At 74.1% G+C, this 15407-nt stretch carries 14 protein-coding genes; 9 read left to right on the forward strand and 5 right to left on the reverse strand.

The genetic code is table 11. The features are described 5' to 3' along the window. Positions 1-32 precede the first annotated feature (32 nt). Positions 33-695, reverse strand: coding sequence for a hypothetical protein (locus tag ABZ808_RS06095; protein WP_357001552.1), 663 nt, complete (start codon positions 693-695; stop codon positions 33-35). A 58-nt stretch (positions 696-753) separates the two neighbouring features. After that, a complete protein-coding gene (locus ABZ808_RS06100; protein ID WP_357001555.1) occupies positions 754-2082 on the reverse strand; it encodes a M20/M25/M40 family metallo-hydrolase in 1329 nt (442 codons plus the stop codon). A gap of 209 nt (positions 2083-2291) precedes the next feature. Here ABZ808_RS06100 and ABZ808_RS06105 point away from each other — a divergent pair, with 209 nt between their 5' ends. The 3 genes from ABZ808_RS06105 (at position 2292) to ABZ808_RS06115 (ending at position 4261) form a co-directional block, all read left to right on the forward strand. Further along, on the forward strand, positions 2292-2900 hold the full coding sequence (locus ABZ808_RS06105) for a hemerythrin domain-containing protein (protein ID WP_357001558.1): 609 nt from the start codon (positions 2292-2294) through the stop codon (positions 2898-2900). A 75-nt stretch (positions 2901-2975) separates the two neighbouring features. Beyond that, positions 2976-3947: a LysR family transcriptional regulator gene (locus ABZ808_RS06110; protein WP_357001561.1), complete on the forward strand. Its 972-nt coding sequence runs from the start codon at positions 2976-2978 to the stop codon at positions 3945-3947. A gap of 68 nt (positions 3948-4015) precedes the next feature. Then, complete coding sequence (locus tag ABZ808_RS06115; protein WP_357001564.1) at positions 4016-4261, forward strand: hypothetical protein; 246 nt, start codon at positions 4016-4018, stop codon at positions 4259-4261. 55 nt (positions 4262-4316) lie between these two features. Here ABZ808_RS06115 and ABZ808_RS06120 read toward each other — a convergent pair whose 3' ends face one another. From ABZ808_RS06120 to ABZ808_RS06130, 3 genes are read right to left on the reverse strand one after another with little or no spacing between them, the layout of a single operon-like run. Then, positions 4317-4667, reverse strand: a complete 351-nt coding sequence (locus tag ABZ808_RS06120; RefSeq protein WP_357001567.1) for a DUF3140 domain-containing protein — start codon at positions 4665-4667, stop codon at positions 4317-4319. After that, positions 4667-4870, reverse strand: coding sequence for a hypothetical protein (locus tag ABZ808_RS06125; RefSeq protein WP_357001569.1), 204 nt, complete (start codon positions 4868-4870; stop codon positions 4667-4669). The genes ABZ808_RS06120 and ABZ808_RS06125 overlap by 1 nt, the downstream gene beginning before the upstream one ends. Further along, positions 4867-7422: an ATP-dependent Clp protease ATP-binding subunit gene (locus ABZ808_RS06130; protein ID WP_357001571.1), complete on the reverse strand. Its 2556-nt coding sequence runs from the start codon at positions 7420-7422 to the stop codon at positions 4867-4869. The genes ABZ808_RS06125 and ABZ808_RS06130 overlap by 4 nt, the downstream gene beginning before the upstream one ends. A 140-nt stretch (positions 7423-7562) precedes the next feature. On the opposite strand from ABZ808_RS06130, the gene ABZ808_RS06135 reads away from it, so the two are divergent. The 6 genes from ABZ808_RS06135 (at position 7563) to ABZ808_RS06160 (ending at position 15407) form a co-directional block, all read left to right on the forward strand. After that, positions 7563-7955, forward strand: a complete 393-nt coding sequence (locus ABZ808_RS06135; protein ID WP_357001573.1) for a hypothetical protein — start codon at positions 7563-7565, stop codon at positions 7953-7955. A 152-nt stretch (positions 7956-8107) separates the two neighbouring features. Further along, positions 8108-8368, forward strand: coding sequence for a hypothetical protein (locus ABZ808_RS06140; RefSeq protein WP_130400840.1), 261 nt, complete (start codon positions 8108-8110; stop codon positions 8366-8368). A gap of 6 nt (positions 8369-8374) precedes the next feature. Further along, positions 8375-9463 (forward strand): hypothetical protein, encoded by a 1089-nt coding sequence (locus ABZ808_RS06145; RefSeq protein ID WP_357001575.1) that lies wholly within the window; start codon positions 8375-8377, stop codon positions 9461-9463. Continuing rightward, positions 9456-12131 (forward strand): FtsK/SpoIIIE domain-containing protein, encoded by a 2676-nt coding sequence (locus ABZ808_RS06150; protein ID WP_357001577.1) that lies wholly within the window; start codon positions 9456-9458, stop codon positions 12129-12131. Before ABZ808_RS06145 ends, ABZ808_RS06150 begins: the two co-directional genes overlap by 8 nt. Then, positions 12128-12790 (forward strand): hypothetical protein, encoded by a 663-nt coding sequence (locus ABZ808_RS06155; protein WP_357001579.1) that lies wholly within the window; start codon positions 12128-12130, stop codon positions 12788-12790. The genes ABZ808_RS06150 and ABZ808_RS06155 overlap by 4 nt, the downstream gene beginning before the upstream one ends. Before the next feature lie 94 nt (positions 12791-12884). Beyond that, positions 12885-15407: a CHAT domain-containing protein gene (locus ABZ808_RS06160; protein ID WP_357001581.1), complete on the forward strand. Its 2523-nt coding sequence runs from the start codon at positions 12885-12887 to the stop codon at positions 15405-15407.

Consider the following 15407-nt stretch of genomic DNA (forward strand, 5'->3'; position numbering starts at 1 on the left):
CCGTGAGCGGTGAGACCCCGGGCAAGCGCGGTCTAGTGCTGGTGGCCGGCGTGGTCGTGGTCGTCGTCGAGCTCCAGGAACGGGTGCTCGTCGAGCCGGCCGACCAGCCGGTCGTCGGCGGCCGGCTGGAACGGGCCGATCGCGTCGTCGTCGTCGAACGACTCCAGGTCGACGGGGGTGCCCACCTCGCTGACCATGACCACCCCGTCGAGGGGCTCCAGCTCGGGCACGTCCAGCGCGCCGAGCGAGCCGTCGCCGCTCTGCAGCAGCTCCAGCACCGCCTCGCCGACACCCTCCACCGGCGCCGGCTCGTCGTCCTCCGGGGTGCCCTCGCGGCGGGCCGCCTCGGCAGCCCGCAGCAGCGCCGAGACGCTCGGCACCCGGTAGTCGCGGCGCTGGCGTACCGAGATCACCCGGGGGTGCGGGTCGCTGGCCTCGGCGCCCTCGCCGCCGCCGAAGCGCTCGTCGGCCTCGTCCGGGTCGATCGAGTCGACGTCCCACGGCGTCACCTCGCCGAACGCGTCGAGCAGCTGCTCGTCGTAGGCGAAGGACGCGTTGTTCAACGCCACGTACGCCTGCCAGACGTCGTCGTCGTCGACGCGGCCCTGCGCGGCGCGTACGGCGGCCAGGTGATGACGGGCCGCTTCGATCACCCGCTCGAGAGCGGCGTCCAGCTCACCGTGCTGGTCGGTCATGTGGGGCAGTCCCTTCACGATGGGGAGGTAACGCGCGGGGTGCGGTTACCGGACACGGCTAGCAGGTGCGCAGGAACCGGTCGAGAACCCGCACGCCGAACTGTAGTCCGTCGACCGGAACGCGCTCGTCGATGCCATGGAACAACGCGGAGAAGTTCAGGTCGGCGGGCAGCCGCAGCGGGGCGAACCCGAAGCAGCGGATGCCGAGCTGGGCGAACGCCTTGGCATCGGTGCCACCCGAGAGCATGTACGGCACCGGCCGGGCGCCCGGGTCCTCGGCGCGCAGCGCCGCCGACATGGCCTCGACCAGGTCGCCGTCGAAGGTGGTCTCCAACGCCGGCTGCCGCTGGATGTACTCGATCGCGATGTCCGGGCCGACCAACTCGCGCAGCTGCCGCTCCAGCAGCTCGGACTGGCCCGGCAGGCTGCGGCAGTCGATGGTGGCGGTGGCCCGGCCGGGGATGACGTTGTCCTTGTAGCCGGCGTCCAGCCGCGTCGGGTTCGCCGTGTTGCGGATGGTCGCGCCGATGATGTTGGCGATCGGGCCGAGCTTGGCGATGGCCGTCTCCGGGTCCTCCGGGTCCAGTTCGACGCCGAGCAGGTCGGAGACCTCCTCCAGGAACGCCCGCACGGTGTCGGTGACCACCACCGGGAAGCGGTGCTGGCCGATCCGGGCCACCGCCTCGGCCAGGGCGGTGACCGCGTTGTCGTCGTGCATCATCGAGCCGTGCCCGGGGCGGCCCTTGGCGTGCAGCCGCAGCCAGTCGATGCCCTTCTCGGCGGTCTCGATGAGGTAGAGCCGCTGGCTGTCGTTGACCGAGTAGGAGAAGCCGCCGACCTCGCCGATCGCCTCGGTGCAGCCGTCGAAGAGGCCCCGGTGGTTGTCCACCAGAAAGCGTGCGCCGTAGTCGCTGCCCGCCTCCTCGTCGGCCGTGTACGCCAGCACGATGTCGCGCGGGGGGCGTACGCCGGTGCGCTGCCAGTGCCGCACCACGGCGAGCACCATCGCGTCGAAGTCCTTCATGTCGATCGCGCCCCGGCCCCACAGGTAGCCGTCGCGCAGCTCACCGGAGAACGGGTCCACCGACCACTCGTCGGCGTCGGCGGGCACCACGTCCAGGTGGCCGTGCACCAGCAGCGCGCCCCGGCTCGGGTCGGTGCCGGGGATGCGGGCCACCACGTTGGCCCGGCCCGGAGCGGCCTCGTGCAGGACCGACTCGACGCCCACCTCGGCGAGCTTCTCCGCCACGTACTCGGCCGCGCGGCGCTCGCCGACGCTGGTGTCGTTGTCCCCCGTGTTGGTGGTGTCGATGCGCAGCAGGTCGCGGCAGAGGTCCACGACCTCTGCGGTGGGGTCCGGTCGTGCGGGGGCGGCGTCGCTCGTCATCGCCCCTTCATACCAGCCCGGGGCGGTCGGCGGGTCGGCGCACCGGCGCGGTGTGGCCCGGCATCCGGGCCGGCGCGGGGACGCGGTGGGGGCGGACATTCAGGTGGGCGGATCCGCGCGACGGTTTCGCGGCGCCCGCGTACGGGTACCGCCGCCCACGACCGCACATCCCCTGTCGGAGCTTCCGCCCGCCAGTCGAGGAGGGCACCATGTCCGCCGTCCCTCTCCCACCGTTGCCGCCCGCGCCCGCACCCGACGAGGGTTACCGGCCCGGTGGCCGCAGCATCGCCGACATCGTGGACCACGAGCACCGGCAACTGCTGGCGCTGCTGGACCAGCTGACCGGTCCCGACGTCACGCCGCAGGACGGGCTGGCGGTGCTCACCGCCGCGCTGTCACGGCACCTGTCGGCCGAGGAGCAGTACCTGCTGCCGGCGGTGCGGGCGGCGCTGCCGGCGCGGGCCGGGCGGGTGGACGCCGAGATCGACGGCGACGCCGGGCTGCTGGCCGCCCTCAAGGGCGTGACCGGCGAGACGCTGCCCGACATCGCCGAGCGGGTCCGCCGGCACGTCGACGGGGTGGGCGCACTCGTCACCGACCTGCGCGCGGTGGCCACCCCGGAGGAGCTGATCCGGCTGGGCAACCGGCTGGAGATCGCCGAGGAGGCGGCGCCGACCCGGCCGCACCCCGGCACCCCGGCCACGCCGCCGTGGAACCGCATCGTCGAGCCGGCGGTGGGCGTGGTGGACAAGGTCCGCGACGCGGTGACCCGCCGACCGACGTACCTGGCGGACCTGCCGGAGCCGCCGCGCGACTGACGTCGGTAGTGCATTCAATCTCACCGATTCGCCTGGACTCTTCCGCAGGCTGCGGCGTGGTCCTACCGTCACCGTATGAACCTGGAGTTGCGCCACCTGCGGGTGGTCTGCGCGATCGCGGAGACAGGGAGCGTGACCAAGGCGGCGTCGGCGCTGGGGCTCGCCCAGCCAGCGCTCACCGCCCAGCTCCAGCGGATCGAACGGACACTGGGCGGGCCGTTGTTCGACCGGGACCGGCGCGGCGCCCGACCCACCGCGCTCGGTGAGCTGGTGCTCGCCCGTGCCCGGGTGCTGCTGCCGGCGATGAAGGGCCTGCAGGACGAGGCGGCCCGCCTGGCCGGTGCCGGCGAGGCGCCACGCGGCTACCGGCTGGGTGGGGTGAACAGCCCGATCCTGGGCCGGTTGGTGCACCGGCTGGCCGCCGAGCAGCCGCCGGCCCAGATCACCACGTACGCGTCCTGGTCGGTGGACGAGCTGGCGCAGCTGGTGGCCGGTGGGCGGCTGGACTTCGCGCTCACCGGGGTGTGCGGTGACGCCACCCCGTCGGCCGAGTTCGGTTTGAGCTGGCGGGAGGTGGCCGTCGACCCGGTGCTGGTGCTGCTGCCCGAAACCCACCCGCTCGCCGAGCGCGACGAGGTGCGCCTGGCGGACCTGCGCCACGAGCAGTGGGTGGCCGCCCCCGGTGACGGCTGTTTCGCCGACTGCTTCGCGACGGCCTGCGCCCGCGCCGGCTTCACCCCCCGCAAGGTGTACGAGACCGACATCCGCGGCTGTGTCGACCTGGTGGACGCCGGTGTGGCGGTGGCCCTGTGTCAGGCGACGTTCCGTCCGGTGGCCGGTCTGGTGACCCGGCGGCTGGCCGGGGTTCCGCTGCGGTGGCGGCTGCTGCTGGGGTGGCACCCCGACTCGCTGGCCGCGCGGGACGCCGCGCTGCTGTTGGCGACGGCCAAGGCGGCGTACACCGACTCGCTGGCGTCGCACCCCACCTACCTGGACTGGCTGGTGCGCAATCCCGGGTTCGGTGTCCGGCAGCCCAGCGGGGTCTGATCCCCACCGGCCGGGTACTTGCTGGTCGGTGGCGGTGCGAACCGCCGCTGTCCGGGTATCTGGCGGGCATGACCGATCTCTACCCGCCCGCCGACGACCGGGAACTGCTCCGTCAGGCGGCCGCCGCGCACACCGCCGCCACCCGAGCGGTGGAGGCGTTCCTGCGCCGGTTGCCGGAGGTGCCCGACCCGGCCGACGTCACCGAGTACGCCAACCTGCTCACCCGGGAGGACCAGACCCGTGGCGAGCGGGACGCCGCCGCCGACGCGGCCGGTCTGACCATCGGCAGCCTGGAGTCCGACCAGGGTCAGTAGCTGGACGCGACGGTGCCGTCCCGGCTCGGGACGGCACCGTCGCGCGTGGCGTCGCTCAGCGTTCGACGAGCGGATCGTGGCCCAGGTCGAGCAGCGAGTGCCGCCACTCGTCGTCGGCGTTGCCGCGCTTGGGCTTGGCGTCCATCAGCTCGCGGATCCGCTCGACCGCCTCCCGCATCACCTCGATGTCCTCCGGGGTGAGGTCGACCTTGCGCTTGTTGAGCACCTTGAGGATCTCCCGGCCGGGTTGGGGCAGGTCTAGGGCCGGATTCGGCCCGAACGACTCCTCTCCGGACCCCCGGGTGAGCAGCCAGGTGCGCAGCTGCTCCGACGGGACGTTGACCTCGGCGTGGAAGTCCTCCCAGAGCACTTCCACCTCGGGGTCGAGCCGCGTGTCGCGTACCATCAGGTCTCCTCTCCGGGCGGCGGCCCGGACGTCTCCGGGTCGTCCTGGTCGGTCTTCGGGTGCAGACCCTCCGCCGGCACCCGCGTTCGGCGGGGGTTCGCGGTCGGCGACGCCAGGATCGGGTCGGGATGTTCCTCGTCGTCCGGAGACTCGGTGGGCGCGTGCGGCTCCTCGGGCTCCGGTCGTCGTTCCGCCGGGCTCATCGTGGATGGGAGGTCGTGGCGGCGGTGTAACCCCGCTCCCCCGCGCCCACGTCGAAGGTGAGCTGCCCGTCGCGGGCGTCCACGACGACCTTCTGGCCGGGCGAGATCGCCGACTCCAGCAGCATCCGGGACAGGTGGTTGTCGACCTCCCGCTGGATCACCCGGCGCAGCGGGCGGGCGCCGAACTCCGGCTGGTAGCCGTGCTCGGCGAGCCAGTCGATGCCGGCCGTGGCGAACTCCACCTGGATGTCCTGGGCGTGCAGCCGGCGGCGAGTGTCCTCCAGCAGCAGCCCGGTGATCTGGCGTAGCTGCTCGGCCTCCAGCCGGCGGAAGATGATGACCTCGTCGATGCGGTTGAGGAACTCCGGTCGGAAGTTCTCCTGGAGGCGGCGCATCAGCCGCTCCCGCAGCTCGTCGCTCTCCTGCTCGCTGCCGGGCGCGCCGGTGCCGAAGCCGACACTGCGCTGGCTGCCCGTGATCAGCTCGGATCCGAGGTTGCTGGTCATGATCAGTACGGTGTTCTTGAAGTTCACCGTCCGGCCCTGACTGTCGGTCAGCCGCCCGTCGTCGAGCACCTGGAGCAGGATGTTGAACACGTCCGGGTGGGCCTTCTCGATCTCGTCGAGCAGCACCACCGCGTACGGTCGGCGGCGCACCGCCTCGGTGAGCTGGCCGGCCTCCTCGTAGCCGACGTACCCGGGTGGGGCGCCGACGAGCCGGCTGACGGTGTGCCGCTCCTGGAACTCACTCATGTCCACCCGGACCATCCGGTCCGCCTCACCGAACAACGCCTCGGCCAGCGCGCGGGCCAGCTCGGTCTTGCCGACGCCGGTGGGGCCGAGGAACAGGAAACTGCCCATCGGCCGGTCCGGGTCGGCCAGCCCGGCGCGGGAGCGGCGAACCGCCTCGGCGACGGCCGTGACCGCGTCGTCCTGGCCGACCACCTTCTCGTGCAGGTGCCCCTCCAGGCGCAGCAGCCGGTCCCGCTCCTCCTCGGTGAGCTGGCTGACCGGGATGCCGGTGGCCCGGGAGACCACCTCGGCGATCTCCTGCGGCCCCACCTCGGGCACCTGCGACGAGATGCCGTCGTCGCCGTTGGCGCGGCGCATCTCCTGCTCCAGCTCGGCGATCCGGTCGCGCAACGACGAGGCCCGTTCGTACTGCTCGTCGGTGACGGCCTGTTCCTTGTCCCGGCGCACCTCGTCGAGTTCCCGTTCCAGCTCCCGCACGTCCGAGGCGGGGGTACGGGTGCGCAGCCGGACCCGGGCGCCGGCCTGGTCGATCAGGTCGATGGCCTTGTCCGGCAGGAACCGGTCGGTGACGTACCGGTCGGACAGTTCGGCGGCGGCGACGAGCGCCTCGTCGGTGAACCGCACCTGGTGGTGCGCCTCGTACCTGTCGCGCAGGCCGCGCAGGATGGCGATGGTGTCGTCCACGCCGGGTTCGGGCACCAGCACCGGCTGGAACCGGCGGGCCAGCGCGGCGTCCTTCTCGATGCTCTTGCGGTACTCGTCGAGGGTGGTCGCGCCGATCACCCGCAGCTCGCCACGGGCCAGCGCGGGCTTGAGCATGTTGGACGCGTCCATCCCGCCCTCGCTGCCGGCGCCGCCGGCCCCGACCAGGGTGTGGATCTCGTCCAGGAAGACGATCAGCTCGTCGCGGTGCGCCCGGATCTCGTCGATCACCTTCTTCAGGCGTTCCTCGAAGTCGCCCCGGTAGCGGGTGCCGGCCACGAGGCCGGCCAGGTCGAGCTGGACCACCCGCTTGCCGAGCAGGGTCTGCGGCACGTCGCCGTCGCAGATCCGCTCGGCCAGGCCCTCGACGATCGCGGTCTTGCCCACCCCGGCCTCGCCGATCAGGACGGGGTTGTTCTTGGTGCGCCGGGACAGGATCTCCACGGCCTGCTCGATCTCGTCGGCCCGCCCGATCACCGGGTCGATCTGGTCGGCGCGGGCCAGGTCGGTGAGATCCTGCCCGTACTGGTCCAGGGTGGGCGTGCCGCGATCCGGTTTCGGGCCGCTCATCGGCCCGCGCTCGGCGTTGGCGGCCTGCAACGACTCGGGCTGGATGCGACCGGCGGCCAGCATCCGCCCGGCTGGCGACTCCGGGTTGAGCGGCAGCGCCATCAGGATGTGCTCGGGGCCGATGTAGTTGGCGCCCATCGCCCGCGACAACTGGTGGGCGTCGAGCAGCGCCCGCTTGGCGGCTGGGGTCAACGACAGGTTGGGCGGCACCTCGCCGCGCGGCGCGCCGTCGCCCTTGCCACCGAGCGCGTTGAGCAGGGTGTCCGGGTCGGCGCCGGCGCGGCTCACCAGGTCCCGCAGGGGTTCGCGTTGCAGCGCCGCCCAGAGCAGGTGGTCGGTGTCCAGGTCGTTGCTCTGCCGTTGCGCGGCCCGCCGGGCCGCGTCGGCCAGCATCTCCCGCGCGTCGGCGGTCATCAGTCGGGTGATGTCGACCCGGTGCGGCGGCCGGCGCCCTCCCTCACCCCGGCCGAAGTACCGGGCCAGGAATTCGTCCCACGGGTCGGAGCCAGCGTCACCGGGTCCCATCATGTCTGTCCTCCGCAGTCGGGCGCGGCATGGTCGGCAGGGGCTACCCGGCACCCGGCCCGACAAACGCCCTCCGGCGGCGGCGCACCGGTGTTGTGGAGTGGCGTCGGTCCGACACCGGCCGGTGGTGGCAGGCTGGCGGCATGAATGAGAACCCGCTACTGATCGTGGACGGCGCCAACGTGGTGGGCTCCCGGCCGAACGGGTGGTGGCGGGACCGGGCCGGGGCCGCCGCCCGGCTGCGGGACTCGCTGGCACCGGTGGCCGCGACCGGCCTGCCCGCCCGGCTGACCGCACCGGTCGAGGTGGTGCTCGTGGTCGAGGGCGCCGCGCGGGACGTGCCCGGCATCGACGACGTCCGGGTGGTCTCGGCCCCGGGTTCGGGCGACGACGCCGTGGTCGAGCTGGTGCAGGCCGCGCCGCAGCGCCGCCGGCTGGTGGTCACCGCCGATCGGGAGCTGCGCGAGCGCGTCACCGCGCTGGGCGCCGAGGTGTACGGCCCACGGTGGCTGCGCGACGCCCCCGCCAACAGTTGAGAAATTCTCGCACTGGGACTCCCACAGAACGGACTCCCGGCACTTCAGGGCGGCAACCGGACAGCCGGGTAGGAACACCACCAGGGCGGAGGTTTTCCCACGATCGCCGATAGGCTCTAATGGAGACCTCCCCGCCCCCAGGAGGTTCCACCGTGGCGAGCGTCGCCGAGCTGAAGGCTGCCATCGATGTCGCCCTCCAACAGATCGGTGACGGGCAGACAGCCGTGCAGGCCGCCGGCGAGAAGCTGTCCGAGGCCCAGCAGACCCTCGCTGGCGCGCTGGAGGGCAGCGGGCACGAGACGGTGGAGGCCGCCCAGGCGTCGCTGACCCAGGCCAGCCAGGAGCTGGAGGAGTGTCTCGCCGCGACACTGGTCGCGGTGGAGCAGGCGCAGCTCTACGTCGCCACCCTGTAGGCCGCCATGTCCATCATCGAGGACGTCGGCGGGCAGGTCCGCGCCGCCAGCGAGGAGTTCCCGGTGGGGCTGCTCGGGCAGGCGCTGGAGAAGTTCGGCCTGGCCGCCGAGCGGCTGCGCTGGGTGCGTCAGGAGTCGGCCAACCCGATGGGAGTCCCCGAACTGTCCGCCGCCACCGAGCACGCCGAGAGCGCCAACTACGCGCTACGGGTGGCACAGGAGCAGCTCTCGGCGTACCTGGCCGCGATCGGGCTGGCCGCCGACGGCGCGCCGCCACCCCGCCCGGAGCAGCGCGCTCCGCGACACGACACGCCGCCGGAGGCCGGGCCGACCACTGTGGCGCCGGAGGCGGCCGAGCAGGTCCGGATGCGCCGCTGGTGGTCGGTGCGGGTGGCGGAGCTGACCGGCGGGCGCGACGGCGGGTCCGACGAGCCCGACGAACGACTGGACGACACCCAGGAGCTGCTGCGTCGGGTGGCGCGCGGCGTCCGCGCCGGTGACCGGGACCGGCTGCGCACCGAGCTGCGCCGGGCGCCCGCCGACGTGGGCCTGGGGATGGCCGCGCTGGCCCCGCCGCTGCTGCGCGAGCTGGCCGGTGAGCTGCTGGGGCATCCGCCGCGCGCCACCGACCTCGCGCGGCTGCGCGGTGAGCTGGACGGGCGCGTTCGCGACCTGCTTCCCGGGCTGCCACCGCCGGTGCTGGAGACACTGCTGACCCGGGTGTGCCGGATGCCTCCGCCGCGGTCGTCCGGGGAGCCCCCGCACGCCGCCGACTCCGCGGTGACCGCTGGTGTGGCCACCGGGCTGCTGCTCGCGCGGCTCGGCCGGGACCTGCCCGCCGGCCCGAAGCCGGCCACCGACGGCCCGCAGCGCGCCGCCGACCCGCAGCCCTACACCGATGGCAAGCAGCCCTACACCGCCGGCAGGCAGGCCGCCGCCGATCCACGGCCAGCGGGTGGCCACCGTCCGGGCGGTGCGCGGCAGGGTCCGGGCGCCTCCGCCGGCAGCGGAGGGCGCCAGCACGCCGCCGGGATGCCGCCGCGGGTCGGCAGCCCCTGGCGGGACGCGCCGGCCCGCCGGGGCTCCGATGGCTGACCGGCGCAGCCAGCTCGCCACCCGGGTCCGGGACACGCTGGCCGAGGCGCTGGGCGCCACCCGTACCCGGCTGTCCGCCGCGCAGGCCGACCTGACCGCCGGGCGGGAGCGGTTGGTCCGGGTCCGCCGGGCGGCCGCCGCCGTGCCGGAGCGGGTGGGCGGTCAGCGGGACCGCCGCCTCGCCGAGATCGACACCCGGTACGCCTCCCGGATCGCCGAGTTGGCCCGCCATGCCGACGACGCCGCCCGGCGGGAGGCCCCCGGCTGCGCGGGCGCCGACTGGCCGGGCTGGCAACCCACTCCCACCCGACGGGCCGAGGCGCCCGGTTCGCTGCGGATCGGCACCGTGCGGATCGACGACGTCGACCCGGTGCCGGCGCTGGTGCCGCTGCTCGACGCCGGGCACGTGCACCTCACCGGGGACGACCGCGCCGGCTGCGACGCGGTCGTGTCCGCGCTGCTGCTGCGGGCTGCCGGCCGCGCCGAGCCGGGCGCGGTCCGGCTGATCGGGTACGACCCGGAGCACCTCGGCGGTGGCCTGGCCGGGTTCGCACCCCTGGGCACGGCGGGGCTGCTCACCTTCGTCGGCCCCGGCGGGCTGGGCTCGCTGCTGGACGACCTGGTCGAGCAGATCCGCCGGATCAACGAGACGGTGCTGGCCGGTGAGCACGGCTCGCTGCGGGAGTTGGCCGCCGCGACCGGCCGCCGGCCCGAGCCGTGGCGGGTGGCGGTGCTGCTCGGCGGCGACGAGCTGAACCGGCACGAGCGCGGGCAACTCGACCGGGTGGTCCGCACCGGGGCCGCCTGCGGGGTGCACCTCGTGGTCCGCGGCGTGCCGCTGGCGGACGACCCGACGGTGAGCCGGGTGGTGGCCGACACGTCGGGCACCCGGATCGGTGGGTCGTCCGGCCTGCCGGTGCGGCTGGACCCGCCGCCACCGGCGGCGCTGGTCACCGAGACCTGCCGGGCGATCGCCGCCCAGGTCAACGCCGGGCCGCCGCCGGCCCCGTTCGACGACCTGCTGCCGCCGCCGGAGCTGATGTGGCGGGAGGACTCGGCGGGCGGCCTCACCGCGCCGATTGGTGCGGGGCCGCAGGGCCGGGCGGTCCGGCTGACGCTGGGTGACTATCCGCCGCACGCCCTCATCGGTGGGCCGTCCGGCACCGGCAAGACCAACCTGATCTTCGCGTGGATCGGCGCCCTCGCCGCCCGCTACTCCCCCGCCGAGCTGGAGTTCTATCTGCTGGACTTCAAGGAGGGGGTGTCCTTCGCCCGGTTCGCGCAGGGCCGGCGGGACCCGAGCTGGCTGCCGCACATGCGGCTGGTCGGGATCAACGTCAACACCGACCGGGAGTTCGGGCTGGCGCTGCTGCGCTTCCTCGCCGAGGAGCTGCGCCGGCGGGCCGACGCGGCCAAGAAGCACGAGGTCACCAAGCTGGCCGAGCTGCGCGAGGTCGACCCGACGGGGCACTGGCCCCGGATCGTCGCGGTGGTCGACGAGTTCCAGATGCTGCTGGCCGGCCGGGACGTGGTCGCCCGGGAGGCGGCCGACCTGCTGGAGGACCTGGCCCGGCGGGGCCGCTCCCAGGGCATCCACCTGGTGCTCGCTTCGCAGGACGTCCGGGGCATCGAGGCGCTGTGGGGCCGTCCGGCGCTGGTCGCCCAGTTCGCGCTGCGCATCGCGCTGCCCAAGGCGTTGCGGATCCTCGCCGAACGCAACGACGCGGCGCAGTCGCTGCCGCGCTGGCACGCCGTGGTCAACGCCGAGTCGGGCATGGTGGAGGGCAACGAGGTCGCCCGGATTCCGGCGGCCAGCGACTGGGACACGTGGAGCGCCCTGCAGCACCGCCTGTGGCGGATGCGCCCACCCGACGCGGCGCCGGCTCGGCTCTTCGACGGCGACGCGATCCCCCGGCTGGCCGAGGCCCCGGATTTCCGGGCGCTCGCCGGGTCACCGGACGGGGGCACGCCCCGCAACCCGGTGGCCCTGCTCGGCGAGATCATCGACGTGCAGGCCCGCTCGGCGGCGCTGCGGCTGCCACGCGCGCCGGGCCGCAACCTCGCGGTGCTGGGCACGCGGGTGGACGAGGCGTGCGCGGTGCTGGACGCGGCGGCCCGGTCACTGGCCCGCCAGCACCCGCCCGGCACCGCCCGGTTCTCCATCGCCTGCCTCGACCCGGACGCCGACCCCGTCGCCCGCGCGCTCTACGACGACCTGGCCGACGACGCCGCCTGGTACGACGAGGAGACCATCGGCGAGCTGATGGCCGAGACGGCCGACGGGCTCACCGGCCCCGGCAGCCCGCACTACCTGCTGCTGTTCGCGGTCGACGCGGCGGCCGGCGCGCTGGCGGCGCGGGCCGGTCGGCGCACCGGCCTGGAGCAGTTGCGCCGGATCCTGCACGACGGGCCGGAGCGGCGGACCCACGTGCTGGCCTGGTGGCGGGGAGTGGCCCGGATGCGCGTCGACCTGGGCGGCCCCGCGGCCCGCACCGACCAGATCGGCGCCTGGGTGGCGCTCGACGCGCACGGCGGCGAGTTGGGGTCGTCGCTCTATCCGGGCACCGGCGGCCCGGACTGGTATCCCCGCCCGTGGCGCGGCCTCTTCTTCGACCGGGCGGTGCACCGCACCGGACAGGTGATCATCCCTTATGGTCCGTCCCGATGAACCAACCGGTGACCAGTGAGACGTACGCGGCGCAGCTACGGCGGTTGGCGGAGCTGACCGCACGGGTACGCGAACAGCGCGCCGAGGCGCACACCTGGTACGAGCGGCAGTGCGCGGCGGCCGAACGCGCCGTCGCCGACGCCGAGGAGCAGGTGCGCCGCGCCGAGGAGGAGCTGGTCGCCGCCCGCGAGGAGCAGGAACGCGTCGACGCCGAGGTGGCGCACCTGTGGCAGCAGGTGCGGGTCCGGCTGGGCGCCCGCCGGCACGCCGGACCACCCGCGCCGGCCAACGGCAGCGGGGCCACCGACCCGGTGCTGCTGCTCCGCCGCGCCCGGGACCTGCTGGACCGGGCGGGTCAGCCGGGTGAGCTTCCCGGTTCGGTCAACCCGCTGCTGGCCCTCTGCGGCGTGGCCGGCGCCGTGCTGGCGTACGCGCTGGGCGCTGGCGCGCGGGCGCTCGGCGTCGGGTACGGCGGTGATCTGGCGGTCGGAATGCCGGTGTTGGCGCTGGTGGTGACCCTGTGCGGGCCGCTGATCGGCCTGGTGCCGGCGCGGGTGCTGGCCGATCGCCGGCACGCGGTGCTCGGGCCCCGCCCGATCATCGTGGTGCTCGGCGCCGGCCTGCTCACCACTGCGGTGCTGCTGGTGCTCGGCCGCTGACGACGATTCAGGCCGAGATCGTCCACATCGGGGTGTCGAATAGCCGACCGCCGCGAAGGCCAGCCGGGACCGGAACTCCGATACGGTACGGGCGATGGTCGGCTTCTTCCTCAGCTGTCACCGCGACGACGACAGCTTCGTGGCGCGGTTGATCGACGACGCGCTGACCGCCCGATTCGGCAGCGCGAGCGTCTTTCACCCCGAGGCCGAGGCCGAGGCCGACGCCGGCCGCTTGCGCCGCCTGGCGAAGTCCACGGCGATGATCGCCGTGATCGGATCGCGGTGGCGTGCCAGCGTGGACGGGCCGGCGGGTGATCCCTCGGACGCCGTCGGCCAGGAGGTGGAGACCGCCTTCGCGCTGGACGTCCCGGTCGTTGGCGTGCTGGTGGACGACGCGGAGCAGCCGACCGAGGCAGACCTGCCCCCCGCCCTGCGGCCACTCGGCGACGCGCGGTTCTGGCGGGTCCGCCTGCCGAGCGCCTATTCGGACAACCGTCGGCTCGTCGACGACCTCGCCACCATCTTGGTGACGGACACCGCCGCCGCCGGCCGGTCGGTGCCGGTGCTGCTCGACGATGCGCCGGTGCGGCTGGCCATGCCGCCGCCCGCACCCGGGGCGGCAGTCGTCTACTCGACCCGTACGGGCGATTTGGAGGTCGCCGAGGCTGCCACGCCGAGGCTGTGGTCACCCGGCGACGTCGCCAGGTATTCGACGCGGTACGAGGTGGACACCGACGAACACCGCGTCGTTCTCCACGTCCCGCTGCCGTCGAGGGACTTCGGGCGCCACTTCCGGGCGTCGATCGCCGCCGTGTTCCGGGTGACCGACCCGGCGCAGGTCGTCCGGCGTGCGGTGTCGGACGCGGTGCCCCCGGTCCGCGCCTTCCTGCTGGACACCTGCCGACCGATCACCCGGCAGTTCGGCGTCAGCGAGATCGGCGACGCCGCAGCCGCCGTCCGGGAACTGCTCGACTCCGACCTGCTCGCACCTGGCGGAATCACTCTCCGATCGGCGCGCACGCGGCTGGAGCCCGGCACCGGGGACACGGACAGGGGGGCCCGGTGGGAGCGAGCGAGTGTGGGCGCGTTCAGCCGGAGGGTGCATCGCTATCGCGGGCCGGGAGCCGGCCGGAGGCCCTCGACGGGCGCCTGGTCACGACCTGGGTCGGGTGTGGGCGTTCGGCCGCAGCCCACGCGGCTGCTGGTGGCACGCGCACCCAGTCAGGTGCCAGTGGGCCAGGACCTGAGTGTCGACGTCCGGCTCGTCACCAAGGGCCGGCGGGTGGGCCCGGGCGCCGTGACCGCCCAACTGACGAACCTCGTCGTCGCGGACGCCGGCACGCCGGTCACCGTGACCGTGCACGCGCCCGCCGGCCTGCACGCCGAAGGGCCGCTGCAACAGACCGTGCTGGTGCGGCCGGGCGAGGACCCGGCGCCGGTCCGGTTCGGCTTCGGCGCGCGTACCCCCGGGTTGCATCGCGTCGACGTGACGGCCTGGGCCGGCGGCACCTTCCTCGCCGAGGTGTCCGTCGAGGTCTCGGTAGCGACCGGCGGGCCGTTCCGGGACGGGCTGCCGAGGCGGGCGTCGTTGCCGGCCCCGCGGGCGCGGCCGGGCGAGGTCACCATGGAGGTACGGTTCGACGGCACCCGGTACACGTTCCAGCTGCGGTCCGACGCGGGGGCGCTGTTCGCCCCGGTCGTCGAGTCGGTCACGAACACGCCGAACGCGGCGGTGGAGAACGCCATCCGGGAGTTGCAGCAACTGGCCCGGGGTGGCTCCCGCTACAGCGCGGCGATGACCCGCCAGCTCATCCGGTCCGCCGGCATCCAACTGTGGTCGGAGCTGGTGCCCGGCGAGATCCAGGACCAGTTCTGGCAGGTCGGCGGCACCATGAGCGCCTTCACGATCGCCACCGATTACGACGTGGTGCCGTGGGAGTTGCTCTATCCGCTCAGCGCCGAACGGGACGCCGGTTTCCTCGTCGAGCAGGTCCCGGTGGTACGCCGCACCTATGGGCAGCACGCGACCTCGAAGATCGGCCTGGGCAACCCACGCTTCGTGGTCCCGGCGAAGGCGCCCACCGGGGCGCACGAGGAGGTCGCTGCCATCCGGGCGATCCTCGGCGCGGCCGACGGCGACCCGATCACCAGGGCGGACGAGCTGCTCGACCTGATCAATTCCGGGTCGCTGGGGGCGACCCACTTCGCCTGCCACAACACGTTCTCCGCGGACGGCTCGTTCATCGACCTGGACGGCGGGCCGTTCCGGCCGGCCCTGCTCGCCGAGGCGAGCATCCGCAAACCGCTGCGGGGCGCCGTTCCGCTGGTCTTCATCAACGCGTGCCGCAGTGCGGGCGTGGCACCGACGTACACCCGGATGCTCGGCTGGGCGCAGCAGTTCATGGCCTCCGGTGCCGGCGCGTTCGTCGGCACGCTCTGGGCGGTGCGCTCGGAGAGCTCGGCCCGCTTCGCGACCGCGTTCTACCAGTCCCTCGCCGAGGGCGCGACGCTCGGCGCGGCGGCCCTCGCCGCGCGGACCGAGCAGCAGGACGACCCCCTCGACCCGACGTGGCTGGCCTACGCCGTCTACGGCGACCCGTTCGCCACCGCCGCCTGA

This window comes from Micromonospora sp. NPDC047527, assembly GCF_040643015.1.
Classification (GTDB): domain Bacteria; phylum Actinomycetota; class Actinomycetes; order Mycobacteriales; family Micromonosporaceae; genus Micromonospora.

Bases quoted from the DNA above. Each gene is read 5' to 3' on its own strand.
- ABZ808_RS06155 (WP_357001579.1), top strand. From the start codon at position 12,128: ATGAACCAACCGGTGACCAGTGAGACGTACGCGGCGCAGCTACGGCGG.
- ABZ808_RS06095 (WP_357001552.1), bottom strand. From the start codon at position 695: ATGACCGACCAGCACGGTGAGCTGGACGCCGCTCTCGAGCGGGTGATC.
- ABZ808_RS06125 (WP_357001569.1), bottom strand. From the start codon at position 4,870: ATGAGCCCGGCGGAACGACGACCGGAGCCCGAGGAGCCGCACGCGCCC.
- ABZ808_RS06105 (WP_357001558.1), top strand. From the start codon at position 2,292: ATGTCCGCCGTCCCTCTCCCACCGTTGCCGCCCGCGCCCGCACCCGAC.
- ABZ808_RS06135 (WP_357001573.1), top strand. From the start codon at position 7,563: ATGAATGAGAACCCGCTACTGATCGTGGACGGCGCCAACGTGGTGGGC.
- ABZ808_RS06130 (WP_357001571.1), bottom strand. From the start codon at position 7,422: ATGATGGGACCCGGTGACGCTGGCTCCGACCCGTGGGACGAATTCCTG.
- ABZ808_RS06160 (WP_357001581.1), top strand. From the start codon at position 12,885: ATGGTCGGCTTCTTCCTCAGCTGTCACCGCGACGACGACAGCTTCGTG.
- ABZ808_RS06150 (WP_357001577.1), top strand. From the start codon at position 9,456: ATGGCTGACCGGCGCAGCCAGCTCGCCACCCGGGTCCGGGACACGCTG.
- ABZ808_RS06145 (WP_357001575.1), top strand. From the start codon at position 8,375: ATGTCCATCATCGAGGACGTCGGCGGGCAGGTCCGCGCCGCCAGCGAG.
- ABZ808_RS06100 (WP_357001555.1), bottom strand. From the start codon at position 2,082: ATGACGAGCGACGCCGCCCCCGCACGACCGGACCCCACCGCAGAGGTC.
- ABZ808_RS06110 (WP_357001561.1), top strand. From the start codon at position 2,976: ATGAACCTGGAGTTGCGCCACCTGCGGGTGGTCTGCGCGATCGCGGAG.
- ABZ808_RS06115 (WP_357001564.1), top strand. From the start codon at position 4,016: ATGACCGATCTCTACCCGCCCGCCGACGACCGGGAACTGCTCCGTCAG.
- ABZ808_RS06120 (WP_357001567.1), bottom strand. From the start codon at position 4,667: ATGGTACGCGACACGCGGCTCGACCCCGAGGTGGAAGTGCTCTGGGAG.